General features: G+C 61.4%; 24 protein-coding genes and 4 pseudogenes. 19 read left to right on the top strand and 9 right to left on the bottom strand.

What is annotated here, in order from left to right; all coding sequences use genetic code 11:
- The first annotated feature begins 3 nt into the window (after positions 1-3).
- Positions 4-1,278 (top strand): alpha-hydroxy acid oxidase, encoded by a 1,275-nt coding sequence (locus tag JJT62_RS18650; protein WP_202074290.1) that lies wholly within the window; start codon positions 4-6, stop codon positions 1,276-1,278.
- Here the strand turns inward: JJT62_RS18650 and JJT62_RS18645 are convergent.
- The 5 genes from JJT62_RS18645 to JJT62_RS18625 all read right to left on the bottom strand — a co-directional run bounded on the left by JJT62_RS18645 (position 1,268) and on the right by JJT62_RS18625 (position 7,436).
- Positions 1,268-2,911: a GMC family oxidoreductase gene (locus JJT62_RS18645; RefSeq protein ID WP_202074289.1), complete on the bottom strand. Its 1,644-nt coding sequence runs from the start codon at positions 2,909-2,911 to the stop codon at positions 1,268-1,270. The genes JJT62_RS18650 and JJT62_RS18645 overlap by 11 nt on opposite strands.
- Positions 2,908-3,531: a gluconate 2-dehydrogenase subunit 3 family protein gene (locus JJT62_RS18640; RefSeq protein ID WP_202074288.1), complete on the bottom strand. Its 624-nt coding sequence runs from the start codon at positions 3,529-3,531 to the stop codon at positions 2,908-2,910. Before JJT62_RS18640 ends, JJT62_RS18645 begins: the two co-directional genes overlap by 4 nt.
- A complete protein-coding gene (locus JJT62_RS18635) occupies positions 3,506-4,450 on the bottom strand; it encodes a hypothetical protein (protein WP_202074287.1) in 945 nt (314 codons plus the stop codon). The genes JJT62_RS18640 and JJT62_RS18635 overlap by 26 nt, the downstream gene beginning before the upstream one ends.
- On the bottom strand, positions 4,447-6,234 hold the full coding sequence (locus JJT62_RS18630; RefSeq protein ID WP_202074286.1) for a thiamine pyrophosphate-requiring protein: 1,788 nt from the start codon (positions 6,232-6,234) through the stop codon (positions 4,447-4,449). The genes JJT62_RS18635 and JJT62_RS18630 overlap by 4 nt, the downstream gene beginning before the upstream one ends.
- Before the next feature lie 113 nt (positions 6,235-6,347).
- Positions 6,348-7,436 (bottom strand): c-type cytochrome, encoded by a 1,089-nt coding sequence (locus JJT62_RS18625; protein ID WP_202074285.1) that lies wholly within the window; start codon positions 7,434-7,436, stop codon positions 6,348-6,350.
- A 328-nt stretch (positions 7,437-7,764) separates the two neighbouring features.
- On the opposite strand from JJT62_RS18625, the gene JJT62_RS18620 reads away from it, so the two are divergent.
- The 8 genes from JJT62_RS18620 to JJT62_RS19295 are packed head-to-tail and all read left to right on the top strand — an operon-like array spanning position 7,765 to position 16,433.
- A complete protein-coding gene (locus tag JJT62_RS18620; protein ID WP_255537344.1) occupies positions 7,765-9,594 on the top strand; it encodes a PQQ-dependent dehydrogenase, methanol/ethanol family in 1,830 nt (609 codons plus the stop codon).
- Between the two features lie 9 nt (positions 9,595-9,603).
- The gene (locus JJT62_RS18615) at positions 9,604-10,407 is read left to right on the top strand and encodes a substrate-binding domain-containing protein (RefSeq protein WP_202074307.1); all 804 of its coding nucleotides are present in this window, start codon (positions 9,604-9,606) and stop codon (positions 10,405-10,407) included.
- Positions 10,408-10,419: 12 nt separating this feature from the next.
- Entirely contained in the window at positions 10,420-11,178 is a 759-nt protein-coding gene (locus JJT62_RS19300) for a c-type cytochrome (RefSeq protein WP_246745004.1), read from the top strand.
- On the top strand, positions 11,175-12,200 hold the full coding sequence (gene coxB / locus JJT62_RS18605; protein WP_246745003.1) for a cytochrome c oxidase subunit II: 1,026 nt from the start codon (positions 11,175-11,177) through the stop codon (positions 12,198-12,200). Before JJT62_RS19300 ends, coxB begins: the two co-directional genes overlap by 4 nt.
- Before the next feature lie 10 nt (positions 12,201-12,210).
- The gene (locus JJT62_RS18600; RefSeq protein ID WP_202074284.1) at positions 12,211-14,163 is read left to right on the top strand and encodes a cbb3-type cytochrome c oxidase subunit I; all 1,953 of its coding nucleotides are present in this window, start codon (positions 12,211-12,213) and stop codon (positions 14,161-14,163) included.
- A complete protein-coding gene (locus JJT62_RS18595; RefSeq protein ID WP_202074283.1) occupies positions 14,156-14,758 on the top strand; it encodes a cytochrome c oxidase subunit 3 in 603 nt (200 codons plus the stop codon). The genes JJT62_RS18600 and JJT62_RS18595 overlap by 8 nt, the downstream gene beginning before the upstream one ends.
- Entirely contained in the window at positions 14,758-15,213 is a 456-nt protein-coding gene (locus JJT62_RS18590) for a hypothetical protein (protein WP_202074282.1), read from the top strand. Before JJT62_RS18595 ends, JJT62_RS18590 begins: the two co-directional genes overlap by 1 nt.
- Positions 15,189-16,433 carry a cytochrome c oxidase assembly protein gene (locus JJT62_RS19295; protein WP_370568590.1) on the top strand — a complete coding sequence of 415 codons (1,245 nt, stop codon included), beginning with the start codon at positions 15,189-15,191 and terminating at the stop codon, positions 16,431-16,433. The genes JJT62_RS18590 and JJT62_RS19295 overlap by 25 nt, the downstream gene beginning before the upstream one ends.
- Before the next feature lie 358 nt (positions 16,434-16,791).
- Here JJT62_RS19295 and JJT62_RS18575 read toward each other — a convergent pair.
- A pseudogene (locus JJT62_RS18575) lies at positions 16,792-17,169 on the bottom strand (DDE-type integrase/transposase/recombinase); the annotation flags it as partial.
- Positions 17,170-17,525: 356 nt separating this feature from the next.
- On the opposite strand from JJT62_RS18575, the gene JJT62_RS18570 reads away from it, so the two are divergent.
- From JJT62_RS18570 to JJT62_RS18530, 10 genes and pseudogenes are all read left to right on the top strand, one after another.
- Positions 17,526-18,875: a DUF932 domain-containing protein gene (locus JJT62_RS18570; RefSeq protein ID WP_246745001.1), complete on the top strand. Its 1,350-nt coding sequence runs from the start codon at positions 17,526-17,528 to the stop codon at positions 18,873-18,875.
- 16 nt (positions 18,876-18,891) lie between these two features.
- Positions 18,892-19,194 carry a hypothetical protein gene (locus JJT62_RS18565; RefSeq protein WP_202074281.1) on the top strand — a complete coding sequence of 101 codons (303 nt, stop codon included), beginning with the start codon at positions 18,892-18,894 and terminating at the stop codon, positions 19,192-19,194.
- Positions 19,151-19,654, top strand: a pseudogene (locus JJT62_RS18560) (PLP-dependent transferase); the annotation flags it as partial. The gene JJT62_RS18565 and the pseudogene JJT62_RS18560, both read left to right, overlap by 44 nt.
- 432 nt (positions 19,655-20,086) lie before the next feature.
- Positions 20,087-20,380: an MEDS domain-containing protein gene (locus JJT62_RS19660; protein WP_370568589.1), complete on the top strand. Its 294-nt coding sequence runs from the start codon at positions 20,087-20,089 to the stop codon at positions 20,378-20,380.
- Complete coding sequence (locus JJT62_RS19405) at positions 20,367-21,053, top strand: MEDS domain-containing protein (protein WP_255537343.1); 687 nt, start codon at positions 20,367-20,369, stop codon at positions 21,051-21,053. The genes JJT62_RS19660 and JJT62_RS19405 overlap by 14 nt, the downstream gene beginning before the upstream one ends.
- 61 nt (positions 21,054-21,114) lie before the next feature.
- Positions 21,115-21,381 carry a transposase gene (locus JJT62_RS19280; protein ID WP_246745000.1) on the top strand — a complete coding sequence of 89 codons (267 nt, stop codon included), beginning with the start codon at positions 21,115-21,117 and terminating at the stop codon, positions 21,379-21,381.
- The gene (locus tag JJT62_RS18545; protein WP_246744999.1) at positions 21,375-22,298 is read left to right on the top strand and encodes an IS3 family transposase; all 924 of its coding nucleotides are present in this window, start codon (positions 21,375-21,377) and stop codon (positions 22,296-22,298) included. The genes JJT62_RS19280 and JJT62_RS18545 overlap by 7 nt, the downstream gene beginning before the upstream one ends.
- A gap of 106 nt (positions 22,299-22,404) precedes the next feature.
- Positions 22,405-22,620 carry a histidine kinase dimerization/phospho-acceptor domain-containing protein gene (locus tag JJT62_RS19655; RefSeq protein ID WP_210340725.1) on the top strand — a complete coding sequence of 72 codons (216 nt, stop codon included), beginning with the start codon at positions 22,405-22,407 and terminating at the stop codon, positions 22,618-22,620.
- 11 nt (positions 22,621-22,631) lie between these two features.
- Positions 22,632-23,114 (top strand): ATP-binding protein, encoded by a 483-nt coding sequence (locus tag JJT62_RS18535; RefSeq protein ID WP_202074276.1) that lies wholly within the window; start codon positions 22,632-22,634, stop codon positions 23,112-23,114.
- Between the two features lie 186 nt (positions 23,115-23,300).
- Positions 23,301-23,609 (top strand): annotated as a pseudogene (locus JJT62_RS18530) (efflux RND transporter permease subunit); the annotation flags it as partial.
- Positions 23,610-23,733: 124 nt separating this feature from the next.
- Here JJT62_RS18530 and JJT62_RS18525 read toward each other — a convergent pair.
- The 3 genes and pseudogenes from JJT62_RS18525 to JJT62_RS18515 all read right to left on the bottom strand — a co-directional run.
- Positions 23,734-24,108, bottom strand: a complete 375-nt coding sequence (locus JJT62_RS18525) for a VOC family protein (RefSeq protein ID WP_246744998.1) — start codon at positions 24,106-24,108, stop codon at positions 23,734-23,736.
- 241 nt (positions 24,109-24,349) lie between these two features.
- Positions 24,350-24,775, bottom strand: coding sequence for an OsmC family protein (locus tag JJT62_RS18520; RefSeq protein ID WP_202074274.1), 426 nt, complete (start codon positions 24,773-24,775; stop codon positions 24,350-24,352).
- A 297-nt stretch (positions 24,776-25,072) separates the two neighbouring features.
- Positions 25,073-25,240 (bottom strand): annotated as a pseudogene (locus JJT62_RS18515) (IS630 family transposase); the annotation flags it as partial.

The following is a 25,240-nucleotide window of genomic DNA, read 5'->3' as shown; positions in this document are numbered from 1 at the left end:
GCGATGCGGTTTCCCTTGCGGTCATCAGTTTCGCGCGGGTATACAACTCCGGTCGAGGCGGGCTCGACGGGCGCAAAACTCGATCGCACCCCTGCCGAAAAAGGCCGATCGCCACCGCGCCGGTTCTATGCCGGGCCAAGCTTGGAGCGCGCACGCACAATCGACGATCTGCGCGCGATGGCGCATCGACGCCTTCCGGCGTTCGCGGTGGAATATCTTGAAGGCGGCGCGGAGGAGGAGGCCACTCTTGCACGCAACTTGGCAGCCTTTGCGAGCTATCGGTTTCTGCCGCGCGCGCTTGTCGATGTTTCGAGTCGCGACCAAAGCATTTCGCTCTTCGACCGCGCAATGCCGCTTCCTTTCGCTATCGCGCCCACAGGATTGAACGGTCTTTTTCGGAATAAGGCGGACGTGCTCCTTGCGCGCGCAGCAGCCGAGGCCGGTATTCCCTTTATTCAAAGCACCATGTCGAACGACCGCATGGAAGATGTCGCGGCTGTGCCCAATCTCAGACATTGGTGGCAGCTCTACGTGTTCGGCGAGCGGTCTATCCGCGACACGCTCGTCGCCCGTGCCGAAAGAGCCCATTGTGAAGCGCTCGTCCTGACAATTGACGCGCAGTTTTACGGCGATCGCGAGTGGGAACAGAGACGCTTTGCCCACCCCGGCCGCCTTTCGCTCGGCTCGATCCTCGAGGCGGCCTTGCATCCGCTCTGGGCTGCAACGACGCTGTCTGGCGGCATGCCGTCATTCGCCAACGCGCTCGACTTTCTACCGAAGGACCGCAGAGGCTTTTTCGAAAGCGCCTTCTGGATCAGGGCCAATATGGACCACGCCCTCGACTGGGACGAGGCCGCTCGGCTGCGGGACCTTTGGCCGAGAATGTTTTTAATTAAGGGACTGCTCAATCCCGATGATGTCCAGCGCGCCGTCTCCATTGGGGCCGACGGCGTTATCTTGTCGAACCACGGCGGTCGTCAGCTCGACTGGACCGTCGCCGCGTTGGACGTCCTTCAGGAGGCGCGGCGGCGCGTTGGCGCACGGCTCACGCTTATCGTCGATGGCGGCGTTCGGCGCGGGACCGATGTGCTGAAGGCGCTCGCGCTCGGCGCCGACGCGGCCCTCGTCGGGCGCGCAACTCTTTACGGTCTTGCTGCCGCGGGACAAAACGGCGTGACGCGAGCGATCGACATATTTCGCGAGGAAATCGACCGCGATCTGGGCCTACTCGGCGCTCGTTCGGTCAAGGATCTCGGGCCAGACTTCCTTACCCGCTGAGTTGTCCTGACGGCGCCAGGCGTGAAATCCGGTCCGCGGCGCGGCAGGCAAGCGCCTGGATGGTGAGCGACGGATTGACGCCGCCGCAGGTCGGAAACAGCGAACCGTCGCATATCCACAAATTCGGTATGTCCCAACTGCGCCCGTCGCTGTTCACAACACTTGTGCGAGAGTCGTCGCCCATGCGGCATGTGCCGAGCAGATGACTCGTGTCCTTGTAATTTGTCCAGATGTCATAACCGCCAGCGGCGGCAAGCATTTCACTCATGAAACGCACGGCATGCCGCTGCAAGCGCTTGTCGTTCTCCGAGTAAGAGAAGGTCACCTTCGGAATCTTCAATCCAAACTGGTCGGTCTCGTCCGCGAGCGAAACGCAGTTCTGTAGACGTGGCTCCGTCTCGCCGACAGGCACAAAGCCGGCGACATGATTGTATTTCCGCATTTCGTCGCGGAGCGCCTCGCCCCACAGACCGCGCGATGTCGCGAGCGTTTGCGCCCAGGCCATGGGTAGCGGGCCCTGACTCATGAAGGCGTAGCCGCCGACGAAATCCTTTCCGTCGTCCGTATAGTTCCAGTGCTCCGTCACCGCCATGTTGGGCGGCCCCTTGTACCAGCGGATTTCTTCATCGAAAGTCGCCCAGGCGCCAGGGCCGGCATGCGTGGTCAGATGCGTGCCGACGAGTCCCGAACTGTTGGCGAGGCCGTCAGGGAAAAGCGGACAAGCGGAATTGAGCAGCAGTCGCGGCGTTTCGATCGCATAACCGGCAACGGCCACGTTGCGCGCACGCTGGAAACGCCACGCGCCTTCGCGAAAATAAGTGACGCCCGTGGCCCGGCCGTGCGCGTCGACTTCGATGCGCCCGACCATGGCGAGATCACGCACCTCCGCCCCTGCTTTCAACGCCCGTGGAATCCATACCGTCAATGCGCTCTGCTTGGCGTTGGTGGAGCAGCCATAATTGCAGAAGCCGCGATAGACACAGGGCGGAGATTTGCCGCGCGGCGCCGACACAGTCGTCAACGGAGTCGCGGCCCATGGCACGCCGAGCTTTTCAGCGCCGCGCGCAAGCACGAGACCCGCGGCGTTCACCTCATGCGGTCGATAGGGATAGCGACGGCGCGGCGGCCCCCAGGGGTAATTCACCGGTCCAGCGACCTTCAGCGCCTCCTCGGCCTCCTCGTAAAAAGGCGCGATCTCTTCATAGGAGATCGGCCAGTCGAAGCCATAGCCGAGGCGGCTGCGCGACTTGAACCAATCCGGGCGGAAGCGCAGAGCGATCATGCTGTAGTGAACCGTCGAGCCGCCGACGCCACGTCCCGAATTATTGCCGCCAAGCGCGATCGGGTCGTCGCCCGCGGTAATGCGATCGTCGACCCAATATAGATTCTGCTGCGAGAGTTCGTCGGAGACGAAGTCGTCGAGCGGTCGCCAGAAAGGCCCGGCCTCAAAGATGACGACGGAGAAGCCGTTCTCAGCAAGACGGCAGCCGAGCGTGGCGCCGCCCGCCCCCGCGCCGACGATCACGAAGTCGACCGGCTCGGATTCGGCATATTCGCGCATTGGGATCCAGCCGCTCCGTGCGAAAACGTCCGGCGCACGCCCATGCTTTGCGCGCGGCGCTTCTTCGTTCATCGCAGCTCCTTCGCCTCCCAGGGGTCGCGCGTACCGAAGCCGAGGCGCACATATCCACGCGGGCTCGCCGGACCGCCGAAGCCGATATCGTTCCAGGCGGAAGGATGCGCGTAAGCAAGACCGGCGACTGTCTTCAGCAACGTGTCCGTAAAAAAGCTCTCAGCGCCAACACGGCGCCAAAGCTCAGGGTTCACATTGCCGGCCTGAACCACACGGAGCGTCGCGTCCCTCCCGCCGCCGTCCAGTTCGACGAAGGACGCGGAAAATAGGCGTCTCGCTTCGCCGTCGATGGCGGCGAGGCCGTAACGCCACATCTGCGACCAAGGGAGCGCTTCCTCGCCGCGAAAGCCCTCGCCAAGATTTCGAGACAGGCGGTCGTCGATCCAGAGGGCTATGAGTGAAGGGCTTAATCCAGGCAGCGGCGGCGCGACGCGTACGACGACCGCTTCGAGGAGCGACAACTCCTTCGGCGACAAGAAGCGTCGGGGCGGCGTCTCGTTCAGTCGGCGAGTCAGCGCGTCGCGCGTCACATCGTCGAAGGACGGCGTGTTCCATTTCGCAAGGACGTCATAGCCCGCGTAGGGCGATGCGACATCATGCTGTTTGGCGATCTCTGGCATTCGCTTCCGTCTCGATCAGCGACAGCGCCGCAAGCCCTGTGAGCGCAAGAGCGGAAAAGCTCGGCGGCGCCGGCAATGGCGGGCCGTCAATGAGGTTCTGGCTCCAGTTGCGCCATCCGCCCATGGCGCGCGAGACGCCATAAGCGTGAAAACCAACCCCGATGAAGCCCAGCGCGGCCGTCATCCACAGCCACGCCCTCGTGAAGCTATGCGTTAGCGCCGGCCGCTCGACAGTTGCTTTCGCCATGAGAGCGGACGCAACGGGCGGCAATGTGACGGGCGCCCACATGAAGGGGTTCTGGAACGCGCCCCGGAAGTGAAACAGCGCCGCCTCCACCACTGTCCCCGCCAGGGCGAGACCGCTTAGCGCCGCGAGAACGCGCCCGGCGGACAATCCGAAAAGCGTCGGCTCGCGCGCCTTTTGTTCGGAAATGCGTTCCGCCGCGAGGCCCACGAGTCCGCTGACGGCCAGCGCGGCCGGCGCCCCCACAGGAGCTCCGTAGAACAGGTTGAGCCAGGTGAGTCCGCCGGGTCTGCGAAAGACGTTATAGACATGGAATCCAAGCCCCATGACGCCGACGCCAACCGAAAGCGCGAAGGACCCTCGCCTGAAACTGCGTCTTGCCGCAGACGCATTCATCGCCCCGTCTGCGCCGGCGTAGAGCGTCAGCGTCGAACTGATCGACGGCGCGAACATGCCGGGATTCTCGAAGCTCCCGCGATAATGCCCGAGCGCGCTGTCCGAGAGCACAGAAACGGCAAGCAGGGCGGCCGAGCTGTGGGTCAGCCGTGCGGGATGGACCGCGATGTCGGATTTCCTGGCGTTCCGCCCCGCCTCGGCGACAACCCGGAGCGCGACTCCACCAACGGCGCCAAATACAAGAGCGCCCAGCGACGCAGCGACCGGTCCGGTATTCATTCTTTCTCCCGGGGCAGGATGGGCGCGAGAACCTGCCTTGCCGCGCCGGCGATGAGCGCGCCCTCCTCAGGATCGCCCTTGAAGAGCGTCGCCGCGAAATTGCGCGCCTGCTCGAAGGAGATATGCGCGGGAAGCGGCGGCACCTCGGGATCGGTCTTAACTTCGAGCACGACTGGCCGCTCGGAATAGAAGGCCTCCTGCCACGCTTCCGCGAGGGATTCGGGGTTGTCAACGAAAATCCCTTTCAGCCCGATCAAATCGGCGAAGCGGTGATAAGGAACATCCGGAATATTCTGCGTCGCCTCGAATTTCGGATTCCCCTGCATCACCCGCTGCTCCCAGGTGACCTGATTGAGGTCCTCATTGTTGAAAACGCAGCATATCCATTTCGGACTTGCCCAGTCGCGCCAATATTTGCTGACGGTGATCAGCTCAGCCATGTTATTCATTTGCATCGCGCCGTCGCCGACGAGCGCTACGACCGGCCGCGCGGGATGCGCGAATTTCGCTGCGATCGCGTAAGGCACAGCGGCCCCCATCGAGGCGAGACCGCCGGATAGCGAACACATCATCTTGCCCCTGATTTTCATGTCTCGCGCATACCAGTTGGCGCATGAGCCCGAGTCGCATGTGATGATGGCGTCGTCAGGAAGCTGTGGCGACAGTTCCCAGACGACCCGTTGCGGGTTCACCGGGTTGGCCGGCGCAAACGCGCGCTGCTCCAGAAGCGTCCACCAGTCGGAGACGCCGCTCGCGATCCTGTCGCGCCAGCGCGTATCGCTCCTATCCTCGAGATGCGGAATCAGCGCCCGGAGAGTCGCGGCGGCGTCGCCGTGCAGGTTCACCTCCATTGGGTAGCGCATGCTGAGCATCGATGCGTCGACATCGATCTGCACGCCACGCGCCCGCCCTTCGCGAGGCAGGAATTCCGAGTAGGGAAATCCGGAGCCCACCATCAACAGGGTATCGCACTCCATCATCATGTCGTAGCTCGGCTTGGTGCCGAGAAGTCCGATCGAGCCTGTCACCCAGGGGAGCGTGTCAGGCGCCACCGCCTTGCCCAGCAGCGCTTTTGCGAGGCCCGCCTGCAAACGATCGGCGACGGCGCAGACTTCATCTCTCGCATGTAGAGCGCCGGCGCCGACCAGCATCGCCACTTTGTCGCCAGCGTTCAGCACATCGGCGGCGCGCCTGATGTCATCGTCGCCGGGAAGGATCGTCGGACGCGAATAGCCGACCCCCGTCTTCACCGAGCCATGCTTGCGTGGCGGCTCCTCATAATCGAAATCCTGCAAGTCGGCCGGCAGAACGATAACCGACACGGCGCTCTGCGCCTTGGAGATGCGGATCGCGCGGTCGACGAGCATACGCACTTGCGAGGGCGTCTCCGCTTCCTGCACGAAAGCGGCGACGTCCGAGAACATGCGATCGAGGTTGAGCTCCTGCTGATAATGAGCGCCACGAGCTGTACGCGGCGCCTGGCCGGCGATGGCGAGGACAGGCATATGGTCACATTTCGCGTCATAGAGCCCGGTGATCAGATGCGACGCGCCCGGGCCGCCGGTCGACAGGCAAACGCCAAGTTCCCCCGTGAACTTCGCATGTGCGGACGCCATAAACGCCGCCATCTCCTCGTGACGTACTTGCACGAACTCGATTTTTTCAGACGAGCGTTGCAATGCGCCGAGCACGCCATTGATGCCGTCGCCCGGATAGCCGAAGATCCGCCGCACTCCCCATTCGTAGAGGCGATGGACGAAGAAGTCCCCAACGGTGTTGCTCATGACGGCGGCGCTCCGAAGTACGCGCATCGGCTTTTAGATCAACGGATGGCGGGTCGGCGCGTTCCTCAATACGAAAGCCAAAAGCTTGCCTCATTGTTCGAGGCAACGCGTCGCTATCGCTTCGCCAGCGGCGAAGACGGCTCGAAACGCGTCGCGTTCTCGAAATAAGCGGCGACGTCTTTCGCTTGCGCCTCGCTCAAGCGTGAGGCGATAATCCGCATGACAGTGGCGTTGCCGGACTGGCGCCGCAATCCCCTCCGCCAAAGTTTGAGCTGTTCTTCGATGTAAAGGGCATACTGGCCATCGAGTCTCGGAACGTTCGGCGAAGCCGTCTCACTGTGACAAATGCGGCAGGCGGGGACGTTCGTCTCTGCTACGCCTCGCGTTGCAATTTCGAGCCCCCGGCCGATTGCGCCGTCTTCCGCCATCGGCACCTTTGCGCGCGACGGCTCAAGCTTCGAAAAGTGGGCGCAGATCGCCTTCAGCGTCTCGGTATCGAGCGTCGCCGCGATGGGCTGCATCACGCCGCTCTGGCGGAGCCCCGACGTGAAGTCGTGCAGGGATTGCTCTAGATAGCCTTGAGGTTGCCCAGCAAGACGGGGGACTAGCGCGCTGCCAAGGCCAGTGCGCCCATGACATCCCGTGCAGTTCGCGAGATCCTCGCTCTTAGGGCTCGCTGCGCCGAGAGCGATGATCTGATCTGACCTGCCTGTTCCGCCGGTCGCCAGCAAACGATATCGGTCGGGACTTGTCTCGGGCAGCTTGCGCAGGAACGCAACCACGGACCACACATCATCGTCCCGCGCCGTCGCAGCCCAAGCCGGCATACCGGTGTATTTCAGTCCGTGCTTCACGATCCAGAATAGCTCCTCTGGACTCCAGCTGGAGACCACGGCGCCAAGATGGGGAGGGTTCGGGAGCATGCGCTCGGCAATTGGATTGCTCGGTCGACCAGGGGCGCCGTGGCAGGGCGCGCAGCCATCCTCGAAATGACCGGCGCCGAGCACGATCAGGTTCATGTCGTCGAGCTTGGGCGCTGAAATGTTGCGACTATGCGTTGCAACCGCTCTGCGCAGGCCAAAAGCCAAAAATTCGCGTGTCAACTTCCAATGCATTCTGCTTGCCGCAACATCGTAGAGCCCAGACGCGGCGAACAAAAGAAAGGCGAGCACTATGGATAACGCGACGCCGAAGAACGCCATCACGCATCGTTTGGCGGCGGACGCCATATCAGAAGGACGCCGCCGAAAGATAACTGATGTTCGGAAAGTCTTTCATCAGCGTAGCCGTTCCATTCATCCCTTATCCTCGAGACGCCGCAGAAATATGGGGCCCGCATAAATTCAGGCGAGTGGCGGCATTCCCGTATTGAACGCGCTCGTCCTCGATGGGCGCGAAAGCAAACCTTCGCCGAACGGATCCTGCATCGCGCCGCTTACCGTTCGGCCACGGTTGTTGGTCGCGCGCCGCCACCCTAACTAGATTGTCGCCCTCCAGGAGGCTCTGTTGTTTCCAGCGCGAGTTTGAAGGATGCGAAAACCATCCCTTTTGATGACGTTCCAGCTTGCTATTTGCCTGGTCGCGGCAGGCGCCTCACAAGTGACGGCGCAGCAGGCGCCGCCGAACAAAAGGCTTGCCGATCTCGCCACTGACGCCAGAAACTGGCCGATGGCGGCGCGAGATTACGCGAATACGCGCTACAGCGCGCTCGATCAGATCACGGTTGATAACGTCTCGCAGCTTAAACTTTCCTGGTCCTTTTCCGTCGGCGCAAATCGCGGCCAGGAGGCCGCGCCGCTCGTTATTGACGGCATGATGTATGTCGTCTCGCCTTACGACGGGCCGAACCCCAATCAGGTTTACGCGCTGGACGCCACCAGTGGCGAACTGAAATGGTCCTACGCGCCAAAGCCCGATCCAGCAGCAAAGGGCGTTGCGTGCTGCGATGTGGTGAGCCGCGGCCTTGCTTACGACAATGGCAAGATATTCCTGAACACGCTCGACGATCACGTGGTTGCGATCGACGCGTCGAGCGGCAAAGAGCTTTGGGTCACGAAAATCGGCGACATCAATCTCGGCGAGACAATCACCATGGCTCCGCTCGCCGTGAAAGGAAAAGTTTTCGCCGGCAACAGCGGCGGCGAAATGGGTGTGCGCGGCTGGTTGACGGCGCTCGATCAAAGCGACGGCAGGATCGCGTGGCGCGCCTTTTCGACCGGGCCGGATGCCGATGTGCTGATTGGCGCGGATTTCAAGCCGTTTTACGACTGGATGAAGGGCAAGGATCTCGGCGTGAAGAGCTGGCCTGCGGATCGCTGGCGCATGGGAGGCGGCACGGTCTGGGGATGGTTATCATACGACCCCGATCTGAATCTCGTTTATTACGGCTCAGGCAATCCCGGGCCTTGGAACGCCAATCAGCGTGAGGGCGATAATCTTTGGACCAGCACGATCTTCGCGCGGAACGCCGACACAGGCATGGCGAGCTGGGCTTATCAGGCAAGCCCGCACGATCTTTGGGACCACGACGAGATCAATGAGAATGTGCTGGTCGATCTCGATATTGGCAGTGCGTCACGCAGGGCGCTGATCCACCCCGGCCGCAACGGCTACATGTATGTCATTGACCGCACTTCTGGAGAAGTCCTCTCCGCCGACGCCTATGACACTGTCAATGTCTATGCGGGCGTCGATCTCGATACGGGACGCATCAAGCCTGTCGAGGCGAAGCAGCCGGCACTCGGCAAGACGGTGGAGAACATCTGTCCGGCGCCGCCGGGGGCGAAGGACTGGCAGCCGACCGCCTGGTCGCCGAAGACGAAGCTGCTTTACGTGCCGCATCAGCATCTTTGCGCCAACTTCCGGACGAGTGAAGTCAGCTACATCGCGGGGACGCCCTTCGTCGGAGCGATTGTCGACATGTATGCAGGCCCCGGCGGGTACAGAGGGGAGTTCATGGCGTGGGATCCTGCCAAGCGAAGCAAAGTCTGGTCCATCACAGAAACATTCCCGGTGTGGACAGGAGCGCTCGCGACCGCCGGCGATGTCGTCTTCTATGGAACCATGGACCGAATGTTCAAGGCGCTGGACGCGCGAACGGGGAAGGTCCTGTGGCAGATGCGGGGGCCCTCCGGCTTCATTGGGCAGCCCGTGACGTATCTCGGAAATGACGGGGTTCAATATGTCGCGATCATGTCTGGCGTCGGCGGCTGGCCAGGTGTCGTCGCCAATGCGGAAGTCGACCCCCGGGTAAGGAACGGCGCGCTCGGCTTCACCGGTGCGACGCAGGATTTGCCGCTGTATACGGTTGGCGGAAGCACACTGCTGGTCTTTTCGCTCGGCGAGCAGCCGCGACAATAGGAGGAGCCAATTCGCGTTCTCGCGACCTGCCTGACGATTGGGGCGCTCTCTTCTCCGCCGTCCAGCGCGCGGGCCGAGGATAGCCTCCGAGTCTGCGCCGACCCCAATAATTTGCCATTTTCCGACGCCAAAGGCACCGGCTTTGAAAACAAGCTTGCGGAGCTTGTCGCAAGCGAACTCGGCAAGACTCTATCCTATACCTGGTGGGCGCAAAGACGCGGCTTCATCCGCAACACGCTGAAGGCTGGCGCTTGCGATCTCGTCATGGGCGTGCCAACAAATTACGATGCAGTCGAAACGACCCTGCGCTATTACCGTTCTGCTTACGTGTTCGTTTCGCGAGCGGATCGCGAACTTGATGTCACGTCGCTCGCGGATGATCGGCTTCGCACCCTGAAGATCGGCGTGCATCTCGTCGGCGATGACGGCATGAACACCCCGCCGGCTCACGTGCTCGGCGCGCGCGGCATGGTTTCGAATGTCGTCGGCTATTCAATCTTTGGCGATTACAGAGAGCCCTCGCCGGCGCTGCGTCCGATCCAAGCTGTAGAAAGCGGGACTCTCGATGTCGCGGCTGTCTGGGGGCCGTTTGCCGGCTATGAGGCGAAGCACGCATCAGCGCCGCTACACATCGACATGATAGCCAGGACGGATGACTACGCGCCGCTACAATTCGCCTTCGATATTTCGATGGGCGTGCGCAAGGGCGACGATAAGTTGAAGCGCCGCCTCGACGACATCATCCGTCGAAAGAGCGGCGTCATCCACGCGCTGCTGGAGAGCTATGGCGTCCCGCTTGTTGATGGTGACTGAGAGGTTCGGCAGATGCCCGCGACTCCGACGAAGGCATTGGCGGCGATAGGCCTGCTTGTCCTGCCCCTGCTTGTCTCGGCCTGGCCCGACGCGCTGGCGCGCCCAAAAACATCGCACCAGAGGGCGCCGGCGCCGCAGGAGCCGCACGCGCAGCCTTCCCCGCCAGCTCAGCAAGCTCCAGTGAATGATGAAGGCCAGACCAGTCCGCCCCACGCGCCGGCAACGTCGTCAGTCCCTGCTCAGAAAGATGCGTCGGGCGGCAATGCCGGCGTCAGGCTTTATCCGTCGGTCGGCCCGGGCATCGGCCAGACACCCGTATCTAATCTGTTTCCTGGAAAGATGGCGCTTGAAGGCAACGTCAGAAATCCCGTGGAGGGCGATCCGGAAGCCATCCAGCGCGGCATGAGTTACTTCGATTCATTCAACTGTTCGGGATGTCACGCGCCGAACGGCGGCGGCGGCATGGGGCCAGCGCTGAGCAACAGGTTTTTCATCTACGGAGACGATCCCGCAAACATCTATCTCAGCATTTATCAGGGACGCCCCAACGGCATGCCGTCATGGGGCGCGATGTTGCCCGAGAACATCATCTGGGACCTTACAGCCTATATTCAGAGTATCAGCAAATCGCCGACGACGGGATGGGGGAAAACCGCCTCGCACGACGCCTGGACGGTGCAACAACTTCCGGCGGAATTCTCGCAGTCGCCGAATCCCTGGAGCCATACCGAGCGCTTCAGTTTCGGCCAAAGTCCGAGCGGGAGGCGATGATGCTTGCGCGACTTCCCGCTCTTGTCCCAGCTCTCGCCGTTTCTATTGGCCTCGCCGCACAAGCCGCCGATACGCCGACGCCGCCGATGAATTTCTTGCAAGCTTTCGGGGACAAGGCGAGCGTCATCGCGTCATTGACCTGGGCGATGCTGATCCTGTCGATCGTTGTTGTGGTCGTCGTCACAGCGCTGACCGTCGTCGGCGTCTTGAAGCGCAGGACCACGGTCGACGCCGCCGGCGCCCGGTTCGAGCCGATCTTGCGGCCGTCAGGAGACTTGTCCTGGATCACCATCGGCGTGTCGATCTCCACTCTGGCGTTGCTCGGCGGCATGGTGTGGAACGCCTACACCATGGCCGCGATCGACAAGCCGCCTCGAGATCCGGCTTTGACGATCCGAGTGATTGCGCATCAGTGGTGGTGGGAATACCGCTATCGGACTGAAGCTCCCTCCGAATCCTTTCAAACCGCGAATGAGGCGCACATCCCGCTCGGAGAGCCGGTGCGCGTCGAGGTTGAATCGACCGACGTCATTCACTCCTTCTGGGCGCCCGCGCTCGGCGACAAGATCGACGTCATTCCCGGCCAGACCAACAGGACCTGGTTCGAGGCGAATACGCCCGGCGTCTATCGGGGGCAGTGCTCCGAATATTGCGGCAAGCAGCATGCTCATATGGGCATCGTCATTGTCGCCGAGTCTCCTGAGCAATTCCGCTCCTGGCGGGACGCGCAATTGCAGACCGCGGCAAGCATGAACAGCGCAGGCGAAGCGCTGTTCGTCGCGCGTTGCGGCGCCTGTCACACCGTGCGTGGAACGCGCGCCTGGGGCATGCTCGGGCCCGACCTCACGCATCTCATGAGCCGCGCTGGAATCGCGGCGAACACGCTGCCCAACACGCCAGCCAATCTTTCCGGCTGGATCGCCGATCCGCAGAGGATCAAGCCCGGCGCCAAAATGCCAATGCTGGCGCTTTCAGCTCCAGAACTGTCCGTCATCCGCGATTACCTAGAGACTCTGAAATAGGAGGGCTGCGATGGCGGTTACCGACTATCACCGTCCCGTCCAACTCCACGGAGTTGCGCGGCATCAGCGGGAGCAGCGCGATCTCGAAGAGATCTGGAGAAGCGAACCGGGCGTGCTCGGCTGGCTCTCGACGGTCGACCACAAGGAATATGGCAAACGCTACATCGTGACGGCATTCGCTTTCCTGTTGCTGGGCGGGATCGAAGCGCTGGTCATGCGCATTCAGCTCGCCGGGCCGAACAAGTCGCTGCTTACGCCCGAGCAATACAACCAGCTCTTCTCGATGCATGGCCTGACCATGATCTTTCTCTATGCGCAGCCGGTTCTGTCGGGCTTCAGCGTCTTTCTCTTTCCACTCATCCTCGGCACGCGCGACATGGCCTTTCCGCGCCTCAACGCGTTCTCCTATTGGATCTATTTGCTCTCTGGCCTTTTCATCTATGCAGGGTTTGCGATCGGCTATGGTCCAAATGACGGCTGGTTCAATTACGTTCCGTATGCGCTGAAGCAGTATAATCCCGGTCCGAACATGGACTTCTACGCGCTCGGCATGATTCTGTTCGGAATATCCTCAACGGCCGGCGCTACGAATTTCGTCGTGACCTTCCTGCGCGCACGAGCGCCGGGCATGTCGATCAATCGCATCCCAATCCTCGCCTGGGGCACGTTGACAACCTCCTTCGGCATTCTCTTTTCAGTGCCCGCCGTCAGTCTGGCGTTCTTCCTGCTCTGGACGGACCGGCAATTCGAGACGCATTTCTTCGACCAGGCCGGGCGTGGGCAGCCGCTTTTGTGGCAACATCTCTTTTGGATATTCGCGCATCCCTGGGTCTATGTGGTCGTGCTGCCGGCGATGGGCATTGTGTCCGACGCCTTGCCGATTTTCTGCCGGCGCCCGCTGGTTGGCTACACCGTGGTCGTGCTCGCCACTGTCGCGACTATGGTGATGGGCTTTGGCGTTTGGCTGCACCACATGTTCGCGACGGGCATACCCTATCTCGCGCTGTCGTTTTTCAGCGCGGCGTCCTTTGTCATCACAGTGCCGAGCGCGGTTGCGGTCTTCGCCTGGATCGCAACAATCTGGACGGGGCGGCCAGTGGTGTCGACAGCGTTTCTCTTCTTCGCCGGCTTTATCATCACATTCGTGATTGGCGGCGTCTCGGGTGTCATGACGGCGGCGGCTCCCAGTGATCAGCAGCTTACGGACACCTATTTCGTGGTTGCCCATATTCATTATGTGCTTATCGGCATCAATGTGCTGGCGGTAATGGGAGGGATCCATGTGTGGTTCCCGAAAATTACCGGACGACTTCTCGACGAACGACTCGGGCGCTGGTGTTTCTGGACGACTTTCGCCGGCTTCAACATCGCCTTTCTGCCGATGCATTGGACGGGTCTCGCCGGCATGCCACGTCGCATCTACACGTACCCGGATGGTTTTGGCTGGGGCGCCGTCAATCTCGTCACGACGATCGGCGCCTTTATCCTCGCGCTCGGCATCCTGCTGCTTCTCGTCAATGTGATCGTCAGTCGCAGTCGCGGCGCTGTCGCGGGACCGGACCCATGGGGAGGGCCCACGCTGGAATGGTCGGTACCATCGCCGCCGCCGTCCTACGACTTTGAGGTGATGCCGGCTGTAGCCAGCCGGCATCCGCTCTGGGAGGAACATCTTGACGAAGCGTCGGGCAGTTCATCAATGGGACGCGGGCTGCGCCTCGATGACGGCAAGGAGATGTTGACGACCACTGCGCTTGACGCAGAGCCGGACGCCATCATGAAGATGCCGGAAGATTCAATCGCGCCGCTGCTGACGGCGCTTGCGGCTACCGCGATCGGCGCCGCCGCGCTGCTCCACTCCTGGGGCATCGTCGCCATCGGCGGCGCCGTCCTGCTTCTTTTGCTTCTCTATTGGCTTTGGCCGCGGCGCTCACTCGGCCAAATCGCGGAGAGAAAACATGTCTGACGTCGCCATCGGCGCCCGAAAACTGCCCGTCGGCAGCGTTGGCCATAAGACCTTCGGCTGGTGGGGGATGATGACCGTCATTATGACGGAGGCGTCGCTCTTCGCGTATTTGCTGTTCATCTATTACTACTTCGCAGCCCAATACGGGTCGGACTGGATTCCAGAACGACCAAAAGTCACACTGGCCGGTCTCAACACCCTCATCCTGTTGGCGAGCAGCGTCTTCGTCTGGTGGGCCGAGCAAAGCGTCAAACGCGGCGCGCGCGCCAGCCAGTTGCTGGGACTCGCAGGCGGCGCAACACTGGGCGTCATTTTCGTCGCTATTCAGATTCTCGAATGGCGGCAGAAGCCCTTCGGCATTCACGACACGTCCTACGGGTCGAGCTTTTACGTCACGACCGGCTTTCACATGGCGCATGTGGTTGTCGGACTGCTGATGCTTGCTGCGGGGCTGCTTTGGTCGTTTCTTGGCTATTTCGACGCGCAACGTCATGCGACGATCTCGATCGCGGCTGTCTACTGGCACTTCGTGGATCTTGTCTGGCTCACGATCTTCTTCACCTTTTACATCACGCCCTATCTCGGGAGTGACTGATGGCGAAAGACGACCTTCTCTCCATCTATGGCGTGGAACCGCCCGCGCCGCATCGCGCGCGCACCTCGCTTGCGTTGCTGTTCGGAGCCTTGCTCGCCTCGCCGCTCGCCTGGAGCGTGCAACTCCTTGTCAATTATGGCCTCGCAAGTCATGCCTGCTTTCCATCGGACCGGCCGAGATCCTCGCTGGCGCCGGGCTGGGAGTGGGTCGAGCCCGTCGTCATCGCGCTTAATCTCCTCTGCCTCGCGATCGCCGTCGTGGCGTCTTTGGTCGCACTGTCTGTCTGGCGTCGAACAAGCGGAGAGGCGGAAGGCGGACATGAAAGTGTGATCGATGTCGGACAGGGTCGCACAAGATTTCTCGCCATTTGGGGGGTGTGGGGCGGCGTGTGGTTTGCGCTCCAGATTCTTTTTGCCACCATCTCGATCATATGGGTGCCAGCATGCGGAAGCTGATGCTGGCAGTCACGCTGGCCGCAGGGGCGCCTGACGCGGCTTTGGCGCATGGCCGCGCAGCAGCGGGGCCGGATGGGTGGTTACCGATAAGCGTTCTGGCGTTCGCGTCGATCTGCGCGATTTGCATAAGCGCGCGCAGCCTGGCGCGCGATTTCAATGTACGGGCGGTCGGCGCCTGCTTAGCCGCGCTCGCCATCACGGGCGTGTCCTTGAGCGCCACTTTCAATCGTCTGAGTGACGCGCTTTTTTCCGCGCATATGACGCAGCATCTGACACTGATGATGGTGAGCGCTCCGCTTATCATTCTTGGCAAGCCCAACATCATCGTCATGCGCGCGCTTGCGCCCAGCAGGCGCCGGATATGGGCGCGGATCTGGAGGCGCGCGCGAAAAGCGCCCTTCGCCGCGCTTTTCATTTCACCGCTGGCGATCTGGCTGTGGTTCATGGGTCTCTTCGCCTTTTGGCATTTGCCGGGACCCTATGCTTTTGCGCTCCAGCACGAAGAAGCGCATATCGCCGAACATCTGACGTTTTTAGTTAGCGCCTGCGCGTTTTGGGCCGTCGCCTTCGGCGAGTTGACGCGGCTCTCTCGAGGAGGGCGTCTGATGTTTGTCTCCACCGCGGCGCTTCTCTCCGCGCTGCCAGGCGCGTTGATTTCAATTGCGCCGCGCCCGCTCTATTCAGTCCATGCCGGCGCTACCGCCCGGTATGGACTAACCCCCTTGGAGGACCAGCAGATCGCCGGCCTCGTCATGTGGATCCCGGCCGGCTTCATCTATCTTGCCGCAATCCTCGGCCTGCTATTTCTTTGGCTCCGTCACGCGGAACAGGGCCGAGGCGCACGCGGCGCAGCCCTGTCGGCCGCCACCTGCATCGTTCTCCTCTCCGGTTGCAATGATGAGAAAGCGCTTGAACGTGCGGCCAGGGCGGCGGGCGCTACAGGCGATCCGCAAAAAGGCGCGGAGGCCATAACGAAAATCGGCTGCGGCTCCTGCCACCTCATCCCCGGCATTGCCGGCGCCAACGGTCTTGTCGGTCCGCCGCTCGATCACATGGGACGGCGCGTCTATATCGCCGGGCTGCTGCGCCAGACGCCCGAGAACCTTGCACGCTGGGTGCGCGACCCGCAATCGATTGTGCCGGGCAACGCGATGCCAAATATGGGCGTGTCAGAGGAGCAAGCGCGCGACATCGCGGCGTATTTATCGACGCTTCAATAGCGGATATGTGCCGTCGCGCCATGGCTTCGAAGTGCGGTGCATGATCACAGTTGAAAAAGGGCCAACAATGGTAAACGCTGGCAGAACGACGTCGCCGCCGCACCCACGGCCCAACTGATGAGCGTGACGAGTCCTCTTGCTCATTCTGCGAGCGTCGAGTTTAGCGCCAGATGCGCCTGATGGAGCGCATACGGATGCCCCTCATAAGATCATCTACATAGGTTGCGCGCCGCCAATCGGCCGATTTGTCAAGCAAGCGGTAGCGGAACTTGATACGCATGCGGTCCCCGGCCCCTAGAAAGGCAGACTCACACAGCTAGAGCGTTCACGTTTTGACGGAAGCGTATCCGGAATTTGCAGAGTTTTCCGCGCGATTGTTGAGCCCCTTGTGTTGGCAGTGCTTTACTTTCGGCATGATCTTGCGCCGGGCGGCTCCGTAGGAGCCGAGTTTGTCGGTGATCATGCGCTTGGGCGGATAACCTTGCTTGCACAAAAGCCGCTCCAACAACCGTTTGGAGGCTCGCGTATCGCGGCGGATCTGGACGATTTCGTCGAGCACGTATCCGTCTTGATCGACGGCGCGCCAGAGGTAGCGTTTTTCGCTGTTGATCGTGACCACCACTTCGTCGAGATGCCAGATGTCTTGTCGGCTCGGCTTCCACTTGGCGATCGTCTTCTGGTTGACGCCATACCGCTTGGCGAGGGCTCCTTGACTATGTTGTATTGCTCGACGCACCGCCTCAGTCGTGCGGGCGTTGTCACGTTAACGACTGAGCTCGGCTAACGGCTCCCCAGGAAAGAGGTTCAACAGTTCGTCGCGGAGATCATCGGCGGCGGAGAAGAGGGCGAGAAGCATAGCGTTGGCTCGAAGGAGCAGGCGGATCATAGTCTTCCTTATCTGCTCGCGGCCCGTAGGGCTATTAGCGAGGCTGGAGTTCGACTCACATTCCGCCAGCGCCGCGTCTTGCGCTAGGCGATATGACGTTCGATTGGCTCAACCGTTTTTTGGAGAGTGAGAGGGAGGAAGGGGAGGCGGTGACGGGTTGAGCGCCGAGAGAGAGTCTTTCGGCGGCCCGGTCATGGAGTAATCCCATGAACATTCAGCTTCTCGATCCCCACCGTGAATTCTCCAACGGCTACAAAGTCGACGTTTCTCGCGGGGAGCGCATCGGCCGCGTCTCTTCGGAGTGGTTCTCTCGGCCCGCCGACGAGCGATTTCTCTCGCTTGGCGAGCTGGCGCGCGCTGTGCGTGGCCGCGCCGATCGAAGCCGCACTCGCGTTGTTGAAACCGCGCAGATCCATGTCGAGGCGGATCGCGGGAACCCCGAGCGCCTGTCTCTCATCCTGCCTGGCGCCGAAGCGCCTGTGGCTCCGACGCATTGGAGTTTTGGGCAGCTCGCGAGCCAGGTCGGCGCGCCGGCCTCCTATCTGCGCCAGCTCCCCGCCGCGATTGCCGGCATCAATCTGCAATACGGCCTGACGTCGCATCGCGCGGAGCAGATCAAGACGCTGGAGACGGATGATGGCCGCGTGGAGCTGCGAGCCGTGACCGGCCCCGACTATGGCCGCATTTTCGATCACGAGCTCGTCGAAGCGGTGCAGCGCATCGCCGGCAATGGCACGGGGGACACGCGCTGGAAAGTCCCGGGCGTGCTCGATTGGTCGACCGGCGTCTACAATCCGCGTGTGGACATCACGAGAGACACCACGACGCTCTATGCGTCGGATCGCGACGTGTTCCTCTTCCTCGTGGATGACTTAAATCCGATTGAAGCAGGCCGGCTGCGAGACGGCTCGCCGGATCTCTATTTCCGCGGCTTTTATTGCTGGAACTCGGAAGTCGGAGCGAAGACGCTCGGCATCGCGAGCTTCTATCTTCGGGCGGTGTGCCAAAATCGCAATCTCTGGGGCGTGGAAAATTTCGAGGAAATCACCATCCGCCATAGCAAATACGCCGCGTCTCGTTTCGCGCATGAGGCGGCTCCCGCCCTACTGAATTTCGCGAACTCGTCCCCGACGCCTTTCGTCAACGGCGTCAAGGCCGCGCGGGAGCGTATCGTGGCGAAGACCGACGAAGACCGCAACGAGTTTTTGCGGCGGCGTGGCTTCTCTAAAGCCGAGACGAGCAAGATCATCGACACCGTGTTGACTGAGGAGGGCCGCCCGCCAGAGTCGATTTTCGATTTCGTGCAGGGCATCACGGCCATTGCGCGCGACAAGCCGCACCAGGACGCACGGCTCGATCTATGCGGCGGACGAGATGACTCTCGAGCAGCTCATGGCCTTTACGGTTTGCGAGGATCACACGCGTCAGGAGCAAGTCTGGGACGCTGTCCGCAACGGGTATCAGAACGAGCCCTGGCGTATCCGGAGAGCGCTCACAGAGACCGCGTGGAGCGCCACGGACAAGCGCGCTGTATTCGTCGGCGTGGCGGCGTATGAGACCGCTGGCGGCGTCATGCTCCGCGACCTTTTCGAGAACGATCGCGGCGGATGGCTTCAGGATGTCGCCCTCCTCGATCGTCTCGTCGCCGAAAAGCTCAGGACCATCGCCGACGAAATTGCTGAGGAAGGCTGGAAATGGGTCGAAGCCGCCGTCAATCTTCCCTACGGGCTGACGAACGGCTTGCGTAAACTGACCGGAACCCCCTCCAACCTGACGGAAAACGAGCATGCGACACGCGAGGCTCTTCGCGAGGAAAACGACAGACTCTCCGAAGCCAATTCGCGCTATGCGCAGCGCGATCGGCACGCAACTTGATCCGCACTCTTGCTGGATGCTGACGCGCTCCATGGAAACTCTGTCCCTGCGAATGGAGCGGGCGGCAAGCAATGCCGCCGTCGTCGCCAAGTTCCTTTCCGAACACCCTAAAGTCGAGTGCGTCCATTTTCCTGCTTTGCTGCCAGCTGATCACCCGACTCGGCTTCTGATGGAACGCCAATCACGTTCGGGCGGCTCGACCTTCTCGTTCGAAATTACGGGCGGACAGGATGCGGCATTCGCCTTCCTGAATCGGCTCGAGCTCTTCAAGCTGGCTGTTAGCCTCGGGGGAACTGAATCCTTAATCTGTCACCCTGCGACAACTGTTCATTCTGGGCTCACAGCGGAGGGGCGCAAAGACATCGGCATTACTCCCTCATTGATCCGCGTGTCGATCGGAATTGAGCACGTTGACGATCTAATCGCGCACCTCGATCAAGCCTTTTCTCTGAACTCTTAGATAAGAGGACGGTGCAACCACTGTAGCGCTATAGCTGGGCCCCATGCGCCGACGGCAACGTCATTCTTGACGCGGACGACAATCTGTCCGACTCGCAATGAGGGGGTGACCGGTGCGAAGCTTGCGCTTGAGGCGCGCCGTCCCGCGCCGAGCATTCCGGTGTGCTGATTTTTTTACCGCTTACGCCACCAAGGCGGCCGAGGGGATTATGATCCTCATTAATCCCACGCAGGCAGACGAATTGAGGTCTGGACTAGCTAAGTTTCTGCTGGGAGGCGAGCGGAATTGATACTACGCCTCCGGGACGCCCTCTGACGCCACTTGCCTTCCCGCTAAAGGCCCATCTCCGCGTCAGGCTGTCGCATTGATAAGGGAATTTAATATAGTGATTTTAATTTCCGCCGATCTTTCTTCTTCGCGGGGGCGAAGGGGATGGCGAGTAACGAGCGTTGCTTCAGAGTAAGCGCAGCTATGCGGATGAATGACCTCTCGACTCAGGATGCGGTTCAAGAACTGCCGCGGAAGACTGGGCTCAGCGCAGTAGGGGAGGCGCCGTGGGGCACGCATTTCTGCCTGCTATACGACACTGACGCCGAGCTTCTGGAGACAGTCGCGCCTTATCTCGCGCACGGGCTGGCGGCAAACGAATTTTGCGTGTGGATCACGTCAGAATCTCTGAGAGCCATCGAGGCAGAGGCCGCCTTGCGCGAGCATGTGCCAGCTTGATGGATATTTGGCCAGGGGCCAGATTGAGATCGTCGATTTTGGCGATTGGTACGGCGAACGATTTGACCGGGATAGGGCCTTGGAAAAAGTGGCGGGCAAATTGGTTGCAGCGCTCGATCGCGGATTTGACGGCATGCGCGTCACTGCGAGCACCTTCTCGCTTGCGCGCGATGATTGGGCGGACTTCGTCCGCTACGAGGCCGCCATAGATCGCATCGTCGGCTCGAAACGCATCCTCGCCCTTTGCACCTACTCGCTCGAGAAACGGAGCATGAGCGAGATTTTCGACGTCATCGCCACCCACGACTTCGCTCTCACCAAGGAGGGCGATGGCTGGAAGGCGTCGAAAAGCTTTTCTCGGCAGCGGATCGAACAGGGACAGCGAGAGAGCGAGGCGCGGCTGCGCGCAACGATCGGAGGCGTCTGCGATGGCATAATCGCGACGGACGCTTCGGGAAACATACTCTCCGTGAATCCCGCTGTGACACGAATGTTTGGTTACGCGTCCTTCGATCTCATTGGCGAGAACGTCGGCGTTCTGTCTCCCCAACAATGCCGTTTCGTCCCCCTGGGCGATTGTCCGCAGGACATGGGACAAGGCGCCGGCGCGGTGGTCCATGAGACACAGGGGCGCCGCAAGGACGGCCTCGTGTTTCCTCTCGAGTGCGCCTGACCTGCCCCTGAAAAACTCCTCCAGCTTGGATTAGAGTCCGGCCCAATGCAGGACGGGCGAGATGAAGAAGAAGCGGTTCACGGAAGAGCAGATTATCGGGATTTGGCGGGAGCAGGAGGCGGGCGCGAAGGTCGCGGATCTGGCGCGCAAACACGGGGTTTCGGAAGCGACGCTCTACAATTGGAAGGCAAAATTCGGGGGCATGGACGTTTCGGAAGCGAAACGGCTGAAGGCGCTGGAGGAGGAGAATGCAAAGCTGAAGAAGCTCCTGGCGGATCAGATGCTCGAGGCGGCGGCGCTCCGGGAGCTTCTGGGAACAAAATGGTAGGGCCCGTCGTCAGGCGCGAAGCCGTCGCGCATCTTCGGGCCGTGATGGGCCTGTCGGAGCGTCGGGCCTGCTGCATCGTCGCCGTCGACCGCACGAAGGTCCGCTATGCCCCGAAGCGTCAGGCCGATACGGCTCTGCGCGAAAGGCTTCGAGAACTCGCCAACGCGCGCCGCCGCTTCGGCTACCGGCGGCTGTTCGTCCTGCTGCGTCAGCAAGGCGAGCGCTCCGGCAAGAACCGCATCTACAGGCTCTATCGCGAGGAAGGGCTCACGGTGCGCAAGCGCCGCTCCCGACGCCGCGCCGGACGCGGGCGCCGATCCTCGTCGAGGCGAAGCCGAATGCGCGCTGGTCTCTGGACTTCGTGCATGACCAGTTTGCCTGCGGCCGGCGCTTTCGCATCCTCAACATCGTCGACGACCGTCACGCGCGAATGTCTGGCGGCGATCCCCGATACGTCGATCTCGGGCAAGCGCGTCGCCCGTGAGCTGTCCGCGCGGATCCGGCGGCGCGACAAGCCGGGCATGATCGTTTCCGACAACGGGACGGAGTTCACCTCGAACGCCATCCTGTCCTGGGCAAGCGAAGGCGGGATCGAATGGCGCTACATCGCGCCGGGCAAGCCGATGCAAAACGGCTTTTGCGAGAGCTTCAACGGCCGCATGCGCGACGAGCTTCTGAATGAAACGCTATTTTTCGGCCTCGACCACGCGCGGGCGAAGATCGGCGCGTGGGTCAGCGACTATAATCATTTACGCCCGCATTCTTCGCTCGGCTACGCGACGCCAGCGGACTATGCGGCCAATCTCGCCGCAACAGGCGATCGGCTGCGCAACCCCGACCAGCTCCGCCGATCGCCTGTTGCTACATCCGCGCCCTCGGGCGTATCAAACGCTCCGACTCTAATTATTGCTGGATGAAAGTTCAGGGGCACGTCACGCCGTAACGGAAACCGCTGACCGCGACCAGCGTCTCTTCGTGATTGTGGTGCACAACTTGACCGAGAAGGTGGAAACGGAGGCAAGAATGCGGAAGTTGCGTGCCGATCGGTTGGATGCAATGGGCGGAATGGCGGCGGCGCTTTCGCATGAAATCAACCAGCCGCTCACCGCGATCGCAGCTTATCTCAGCGCAGCGCAGCGGCTTCTAGGACGATCGCTTTTCAAGGCCCCCACATCGTGGACGCCTTGGATAAGGCCACGGAGCAAGTGGCGCGCGCGGGGCAGGTTGTCAGTGGCATGAGGGCTTTTGCAATGCGTGGCGAACCGCACGTTAGCCTCCAAAGCATGCACGAACTGGTTAGAGACGCTTATGACGCCGTTTCGGCAGCGGGGCTTACTGGCGTCGAAGCCAGTTTCCGCCTGGACGCCCCAGACGACCGAGTGCTTGCCGATAAAATCCAGATCCAGCAGGTTCTAGTCAATCTGGTTCGCAACGCGATCGAGGCAATGAGCGAGGCCCCCGAAGCGGAAGCTCACTCTGGCGATATCAACGACAGATGCAAGCATGGTCCGAACAGATGTGTGCGACACAGGATCGGGCCTGTCGGCGCAAATCCAAGAAACTCTGTTCGAACCCTTCAGAACGACAAAGGCAACGGAATGGGGGTCGGTCTCTCAATTTCCCGATCGATCATCGAAGCCCACCACGGCCGCTTATGGGCGGAGACGAATCCGGAAGGCGGAGCGATCTTTAGCTTTACTCTGCCACTGGCAGACTTCAAACGCGCGATTTGAGCTGCTGAGTTCTCGGTTAGCATTGTCACTGCGGAGAGGGTGATCCTCGCGCGATCAGCACCAGGATGCGGTCGGTTTCCTCGTTCAGTGACTTGTTGACGGCGGCCTCGGCGTGAAAGTGGTCGTTTCGCAGGCGATCGGCGAGACGCCGGCGCGCATCCCGGTCGAGGCCGCCGCGGAACGTTGATGAATCTCTCGGCGCCTTTTATCGCGCGGCCAGTCGCCACATTTCTTCTTATGGTGGCGCTGCTCGCAGCGGGTGCGGTCGGGTACGATCTTCTGCCGGTCGCGGCCATGCCCGAGGTGGAGTTTCCGACGCTCTCCGTATCCGCCAGCCTGCCGGGCGCAGATCCTGAGACCATGGCCTCCTCTGTCGCGCAGCCGCTAGAGCATCAGTTTGCTGCTGTCCCTGGCATTAATGAACTGACATCGACGAGTACGCTGGGATTCACTCTGATCACATTGCAGTTCGACCTCTCTCGCAACATCGACGGCAACATGTTGAGGGACACGGTCCGCCGCTGAAGGCAATCAGGGGGCAGGCGACCATCGACTTGGCATGGGCCGAGGCGCCGACGCACCTGGCTCAGACCCCGCCGCTAGCTGGCCAAGCCGTTTTTCATGGCGACATCCCCTTCTCGGCGAGTTCGTGGAGCGCCTGTGGGTTCTTCGACAAATGCGCCAGATTCATGCCCCGCAAGACGTTTGGCGCCTTGGAGAATTGGACGTTTTCGTAGGCGACAATCTTGATGCGATTGCCCCAAGGATCTAGAAAGTCGAAGAAAGGCCCAGGCAATATTTCGACGCCGGCCTCGGCCAACGCTTTCCGGACTGCCTCCTTGTCGTCGACGACGAGACCCAGATGGCGATTATCGTCTGCGGGCTGGCGGCGCCCCTTTTGAAGGGCGAGAAACTGGTCGCCAAGGTCGATAAAGGCCATGCCTTCGCTCTTGCCGCGAAGCTCGAAGTCGAAAATCCGACTGTAGAACGCCAATGCTTCCTCCACGTCGCCCACTTCCAACGCGACTGATTGAAGCCAACCGCCCGCGCTCGTCTTCCTCTAGCCATGCGGACCTCGCGACAGATAGTTGGCGGGATACATAGGCGTGGGAAATGCCTAGGCGAGCCCGGGCGTCTTGTCGGCGCATGCGAGGCGGTCCAGGACGAAGGCGGCCTTCGCGCTCGCCCCGCCGCGCGCTATGCCGTGCACGGCGGCGTTCGCGTCTAGGCTGCTGTCAAATCAGTTTGGCGTCCAGCGTGATGGCTGCATTTAGGACTTTGGACACCGGGCAACTCCTCTCGGCCTCGGATGCCAATCGAGCGAAAGTTGCTTCGTCTAGCTGCGGCACCTGCGCGCGGAGCGTCAGCGCCGACCGCCTAATAATGCGAAAACCTTGGCCTTCGGGATCAAGCGTCACTGCGGCCTCGGTCGCAAGTTCCGTGGGCGTGAAGCCCGCATTCTGCAACAGGAAGGCCAGCGCCATTGTGAAACACCCTGCATGGGCGGCGGCAATCAGTTCCTCTGGATTGGCGCCTCTCTCATTCTCGAAGCGAGTCCCGAAAGAATAAGGCGTTTGTGCGAGCGCGCCGGAGTCGGTTGTGAGATTGCCGCTGCCAGCCCGACCGGCACCTTGCCAAACTGCTTTCGCCTTGCGGATCATGAGAGGCCTCCTCACGGCGGCTGCGGGCCAGACTCAGCGCTAGGGTCACCGCCCGCCCCATAACGGTGGAGTGTTTCGCCGCCTTGGTTATCGCCGGACGGACCCATGCTCTTCTCTGGGAGCTATGTTCAGGCGAAGGTCATCCTTCGGGTCGAGGTAATCAATGGCCCACGGCCCCTGCGCAGTAATTTGGACGATCGTCTCTTGATCAGCGAAGACGTAATGTGCGACCTTCGGCGGCATCGACACGAACCCACCGGCGCTAATGGGTGAAGCGGCGGCTAGAGCGGATTCGTCTTAAACCGGCTCATATCCAGCGGCGGGGAAGAAATTTGCGCATTCAGCGGGGGAAAACTCCTTCAGCAATGCGCCGATCCTGTTCCATAGGGCGTCGACGGTCCGCTCCGCGGCTTTGCGGAGCAGAGCTTTGAGTTTGGAGAAGGCCTTCTCGATCGGATTGAAGTC

It is taken from the genome of Methylocystis sp. Sn-Cys (genome assembly GCF_016745395.1).
GTDB classification, from domain to species: domain Bacteria; phylum Pseudomonadota; class Alphaproteobacteria; order Rhizobiales; family Beijerinckiaceae; genus Methylocystis; species Methylocystis iwaonis.
This window is presented reverse-complemented; position numbering and strand designations above follow the sequence as displayed.